This is a genomic window from uncultured Bifidobacterium sp. (genome assembly GCF_945269915.1).
In the GTDB taxonomy this organism is placed as follows: Bacteria; Actinomycetota; Actinomycetes; order Actinomycetales; family Bifidobacteriaceae; genus Bombiscardovia; species Bombiscardovia indica.
Map to the genome: position 1 here is coordinate 77,291 of NZ_CALYOY010000003.1, position 6,000 is coordinate 83,290.

A 6,000-nucleotide genomic window follows, 5' to 3' on the forward strand; every position below is an offset into this window, starting at 1 on the left:
ATTTCCGTGGGACGATTATTCCCGATTCAGCCGGATTCCTTCCAAGCCGGCAGGATGCCGTGAATCGTAAGGCTGAGCACGATGGCTGCCAGACTGCACTGCCCGTCATCCTCCAGGGCCTTCTGAGCCGTGTCGGCGGCCTCATCCCCACCCATCCACCAGAGGGCGTAGGCGGCCACGGCCAGGGATTGGGCCTTATGCCCCGGGCACATGAACCGGGCCATCTTGTCCAGAAGAAGGAGTCCTGCCCGACACCTGGACAGGTTGGGATGAAAGCGCCTGTCCTTGAAGGCCGAATCCAGGGTCTCACAGAGAAGGGCGACGTTGTCCGGCCTATGGGGCCGCAGACAAAGATCAAGAAGTCTGGAGAAGTCCAGGTCATCCCTGGTATACATCAAGGAAACGATCAGCCCATCACGGATGGGCAGGGTTTCACCGATCAGTATTCCCAGAACCGCCATGTCCGTCCTGGTCATGCCCCTGCCATCACCCATCCCCCGGGTTTGCTCATCCGCATCGTCCTGATTTGCCGAATCGGATCGGTTGCCAAGACCGGTCAGAACCTCCACCCCGGCCTGGTCACCTGCATCGGCGCACTCACCCGCATCGGTCCGTGCCTCCGTACCGGCCTCCCTAAGGACCGAGAACCAGGTTTTGAGTGGCGCCTGCAGCCAGGCCCTGTCGGCCTCCTCGACCCCGGATTCCCTCCTGGTCGCCCGGTACCGGGTCAGAATGGATTCCTTCTGGGATGGGGAAAGAACCTCACGCAGATCCAAGGTCTCGACCCATGCCTCAACTGAATTTCCCTGTGTCATTTATGGCCCCTCCCGACCTGCCGATCTGCTTCCTGCCCGCGGGGATTGCAACCGTGGACCACCGGAACCGCTTGGTTTCGTGTGTACAGCCTGTCATCGGCAGCGGAAGGATGCACGCCTTTACAGGTAATGTGGTCGAGCGTGGCAGCCCATCCACAGGAGGATTCTCCTTTCCCTGAACAAATCAGGCCATCTTCCCGAGCAGTCATGCGACCAGAGTGGAATACCCCTCCTGTCATGAGGAGCCTGATGCCTGGGGATATCTGCGGATAGGCTCATACCTATGGACACCCTCACACCCCAGGCCATCGAAGAGCACATGAGCGAACTGGTCGAGGCCTGCCGCCAGGACCTCCATGACAGCGCAGGAAAAGGCGGTCCAGTCCCCACATCCATCCGCACACTGGATGCGGTCTGGGCCGAAGCGGGTTTGGCAGGCAGAGGCGGCAAACGGCTCAGGGCCCTCCTCCTGTGGGATTCCTACCGGGCGGCCAGCACAAGGGAAGGGAAAACCGACCAGACAGACCAGGCGACCTTCGATCTTGCCTGCGCCCTCGAGGTATATCAGACCAGTGCCCTGGTCCATGATGACATCATCGACAATTCCCCCCTCCGCCGCGGCAGACCATCCGCCCACAGGGTGTTGTCGAACCTGACAGACCCCGGGAGCAAACCAGACCAGGCCACCTCGGCAGAGCGTCCGGCTCCCGGAACCGCAACGCCCAGGGGTCAAGGATTGGGCATCCTGCTGGGAGACCTCCTGGCCACCGCCAGCACCGATATGGCCTCCAAGGCCGCCTCCGCCCTGCCTTCGTGCGGGGAGATACTCAAGACCTTCCTGGATATGCAGACCGCCGTGGAGACCGGACAGGTCCTCGACATGGGCATGGAGGTCATGCCCCTGGACCATCCCGACCAGCTGGAACGGGAGGCCCTGAGGACCATGGGATGGAAGACCGCCTCCTACACGGCCATGGCCCCCCTGGCACTGGGGCTGATGGCAGGCGGCATCGACCCGGACCAGTCCCGCAAGCTGTCCTACGACCTGGGATTGGACCTTGGACTCCTTTTCCAGCTCAGAGACGACCTGATGGACGTGGTGGGCCGCAGCGACCAGACCGGCAAACCCCAGGGCGGCGACATCCTGGAGGGGAAGCGTACCGTCCTCCTGGCCGATACCCTCTCCCTGGTCGATCCGGCTGACGCGGCAAGACTCAGGGAGACCTATGCGGCCCCCCACCGCACACCGGATCAGGTGGACTGGACCCGTCACCTGATGGAAACCAGCGGGGCAGTGAAGAAAAGCCGCCGGCGCCTGGACCGTCTCTCGCAGTCGGTCCAGGCGGGAATCAGCACCCTCAGGCAGGAGCTGTCCATGAACGAGGAACAAGGTTCGATCATCGAGGAGGCCTGCCGCCGTTTTATGCCCGATGCTCCGGCTCCCGGGTATCATGGGCATGGATTTGATGAACAATGAGGCTGAACCGGCCTCCCAGGGACCAGAAGGCCATACGATACCAGCATGAGTGAAGCGGAAGATACGACCAGGGACCGGGTCATCGACGGCCGCTACCGCATCCTGCGCAAGGTGGCAGAGGGTGGGATGGCCACCGTCTATGAGGCTCTGGATGAACGGTTGAACCGCCATGTGGCGGTCAAGGTCATACATACCCAACTGGCCCAGGGCCCGCATCGCGCCCAGTTCGAGCAACGATTCCGCCGGGAGGCACAATCGGCCGCTGCGATAGCCAATCCCCACATCGTCCAGGTCTATGACACCGGCCTCTTTAAGGGACTGGACTATCTGGTCATGGAGTATGTGCACGGTATCAGTCTGCGCCAGGAGATGGGCCGTCAGGGCACCTTCACCCTGCGGGAGACCATGCGCATCCTGGGTGAGATCCTCGACGGGCTCTCTTCGGCCCACCAGGCCGGTGTGGTCCACCGAGACATCAAACCGGAGAACATCCTGATCAACGACCGGGGCCATGTGGAAATCACCGACTTCGGTCTGGCCCGGGCCACCTCCCAGGCCACCCTCTCCTCGACCGGCATGCTTCTGGGAACCGCCGCCTACCTGGCCCCGGAAACCATCGAGGACAACCAGGCAACCACCCAGGGCGACCTCTATGCGGTGGGAATCATCGCCTACGAGATGCTGACAGGGGCGGTCCCCTTCGCCGGTCAGAACCCGGTCACCATCGTCTTCAAACACGTCCACGAAGACGTACCCGCCCTGACCCGGGTCTGTCCCGGCATCGATCCATCCGTTTCGGACCTGGTCTCACGCTTGACCAGGCGTTCCATCGAGGGCAGACCCAAGGATGCCACCCAGGCCCTGACCGAACTGAACAGGGTCCAGCGTGGATTGGACATGCAGGCCCTCCAGTTCATCATGCCCGCCCCGGAGGTACCTGTGCCAGAGGCCGGTGCTGATGACCTGCAGACGACCGCGGCCGCATCCCGGGAAGCATCAACCCCGGCGCAGACCGACCAGCATGATGCCACCATCGCCATGGACCAGCCGGTCTCCCCTATCTCACCCGTTCCCGTGCCTCCCCAGGAGTCCGGCCGAAACTTGGCAGGAAGCGCGGACCCGATGGGAACCCGCCGGTACCTGTTGAACCATGTCAACCCTGAACGGACCCAGGTCATGCCTGCCATGACCACAGACCAGGCCAGGACCGTCCAAGGCGGGAACGACGCCCACGTCCAGGGCCTCCAGACCGGAACAGCACACCTGGCCCAGTATGCGGCAATTCTCCCCGCGGGTTCCGGAAACCCCAAGGGTCGGAAGCATCGCGGCCTGGTTATCACCCTGATCGTCATCCTCGTCATCGCCCTGGCAGGAGGCGGTGGTGGTGCCTGGTGGTACTTCTTCGGCCCGGGCAGCTACCGCATCCTGCCCAAGCCGGATGATGTCGCCTGTGCGCAAGACCAGGACTGCAAGGTGATCGGCGCCGACTTCGCCAAATACGCCCGCACCCTCAAGGTTTCCGGAATCGATGTCGATACCGCATACGACTACAGCGACCGTGTGGCCAAGGGTGCCATCATGGCCGCAGATCCGGATACGGTCGGCGCCCGTGTCAGCAAACGTACCGGTCGGCTCAATCTCACCGTCTCCAAGGGCGTTCGCCGGGCCACGGTGCCGGAGGACCTGCTCACTGCGGGCACCCCCGAAGGCAAGGACCCTGAAAAAGCCTTGAGAGCGGCCGGATTCAGCAGGATCGATCATGACCGGTCCAAGGACCAGTACTCAATGGATGTACCCGAGGGGGCGGCCATTTCAGTGGACCCGGTCCCTGGCACCACAACCCGGCACGATACCAGGGTCACCCTGGTCCTCTCCAAGGGGAGGATGCCTGTGGCCATGCCCGATATCGTCGGTAAGAGCAAGGAAGAGACCAATGCGGCTCTTGAGGCCCTCCACCTCAAAGTCACCTACAGCCAGGACTGGTCCGACAAGGTGCCCCGAGACACGGTGATTTCCGCCTCCCACCAGGCCCAGGAACAGCTCCATTGGGGAGATACCGTCAGCGTGGTGATTTCCAGGGGGCCACAGGTGATCACCATGCCTGATGTCAAAGGCAGGAGTCAGGACGAGGCCACGAGGATCCTGGAAGGGTACGGCCTCAGGGTCAACATCTCCGCCCCCTTGGGCAATCTGACCCACACGGTCCGATTCCAGGACCCCAACCCCGGCAGCCAGGTCAGAGTTGTCACGGGTGACGGTTCGCCATCCGTCGTGACCCTGACCGTGGTCTGAACGATTCGGCTCCGAGTACGGCCACCTCCTCGGCGACCCCTATGGGTCAGTCCTGTACTTCCTTGGCCTGACGCGCCTTGATGACCTGAGCGTAGACGTCCACGTACTGTTGCCCGCTCATCTCCTGAATCTCCTGCATGATTCTGTCGGTCAGGTTCCGGACCTCCTCATGGGTCAGTCTGTTGACCGGAATATAGGGCACGATGATGGGCTTGCCGAAAATGACCCGGGACCTGCCCCGGTGGGGAAGCACACGTCCGGGTTCCTGAAGCTCCCTGGTGCCGATGATGGCCGCGGGCACCACGGTGGTACCGGTCTCGAAGGCCAGCCGGGCCACACCGGTATGCCCCCGGTAGAGTCTGCCGTCAGGGCTGCGTGTACCCTCCGGATGGATGCCGAAGATGTGCCCATGCTCCAGTATGGATCGGGCCGTCTCCATGGCCCCCAGCGACTTGGAACCACCCGACCTGTCGACAGGAAAGACACCCACTGAACTGAACCACCACTTCTTGAACCTGCCCTTGAGACCCTTGCCATTGAAATACTCGGCCTTGCCCATGAAGTGAATCATCCTGGGGCAGGTGATGGGCAGGAGGGCATCATCGATGACCGCCAGGTGGTTGGAGGCGATGATGACGGCTCCGTTCTCGGGAATGTTCCCCGTGCCTTCGACGGTCGGCTTGAACCAGATACGCGCCAGGGGGCCGAGCAGTTTGACGAAGAACCAGTACAGCACAAGGACTCCTTGGTAGCGGATGCCTTCCGCCGAGGTTACGATGGGTACATGACCGAGCACAAGAATAACAACGCCGGGGAACAGTATAACAGCGGGGAGGGAACCGGCGCCGAACAGGGTGACGAGGCCTGGGAGGACTTCCTGAACTCGCACGCCGACGAGTTGGATGCTCTGGAATCATCCAGGACGGCCAAGAAGTTCGAGAAACAGGCCCGCAAGTCCGAGAAACAGACGGCCCTGAAAGCCGAGGACCTGAATCGGGACTCTTTCGTGGGCGGGACCGGGCCCCGTGATTTTCGGGGCAACAGCTGGCTGGACACCGACGAGGTCATGGACCAATCGTCGATCTTCACCCCGCCAAACCCGGACCTGAGCGACCTGGGCAGGAGCCGTATCATCTTCATCATCTTGACTGTATTGGGGCTGGTCTGCTTCCTCCTGACCATCTTCACCCCGCGCTGGTCCGGACTGACCGGCACCCTGGCGGGGCTCCTCCTCCTGATTGGCATTGCCGGGCTGATTATCGACAGGAAGAATTTCCGGGATGCCTCCAGCGGTCTTTTCGATGATGACGATCGCATCTACCGACGTTGACACTGGAGGACCATGCTGATTCATGCCCTGCCGGAAAGCCACCCGGCAGGGCATGAATCAGCATGGTGCCGTTGTCCTGAAGTCAG

At 62.2% G+C, this 6,000-nt stretch carries 5 protein-coding genes; 3 read left to right on the forward strand and 2 right to left on the reverse strand.

Translation table 11 applies throughout. The features are described 5' to 3' along the window. Positions 1–26: 26 nt before the first annotated feature. Complete coding sequence (locus Q0K62_RS01290; RefSeq protein ID WP_297316171.1) at positions 27–815, reverse strand: hypothetical protein; 789 nt, start codon at positions 813–815, stop codon at positions 27–29. Positions 816–1,098: 283 nt separating this feature from the next. On the opposite strand from Q0K62_RS01290, the gene Q0K62_RS01295 reads away from it, so the two are divergent. Both Q0K62_RS01295 and Q0K62_RS01300 read left to right on the forward strand, forming a co-directional pair. Next, complete coding sequence (locus tag Q0K62_RS01295) at positions 1,099–2,292, forward strand: polyprenyl synthetase family protein (RefSeq protein ID WP_297316172.1); 1,194 nt, start codon at positions 1,099–1,101, stop codon at positions 2,290–2,292. Between the two features lie 45 nt (positions 2,293–2,337). Continuing rightward, positions 2,338–4,584, forward strand: a complete 2,247-nt coding sequence (locus Q0K62_RS01300) for a Stk1 family PASTA domain-containing Ser/Thr kinase (protein WP_297316173.1) — start codon at positions 2,338–2,340, stop codon at positions 4,582–4,584. A gap of 46 nt (positions 4,585–4,630) precedes the next feature. Here the strand turns inward: Q0K62_RS01300 and Q0K62_RS01305 are convergent, their stop codons facing one another. Further along, entirely contained in the window at positions 4,631–5,320 is a 690-nt protein-coding gene (locus Q0K62_RS01305; RefSeq protein WP_297316174.1) for a lysophospholipid acyltransferase family protein, read from the reverse strand. Between the two features lie 48 nt (positions 5,321–5,368). On the opposite strand from Q0K62_RS01305, the gene Q0K62_RS01310 reads away from it, so the two are divergent. Continuing rightward, complete coding sequence (locus Q0K62_RS01310) at positions 5,369–5,914, forward strand: hypothetical protein (RefSeq protein WP_297316175.1); 546 nt, start codon at positions 5,369–5,371, stop codon at positions 5,912–5,914. Positions 5,915–6,000 lie beyond the last annotated feature (86 nt).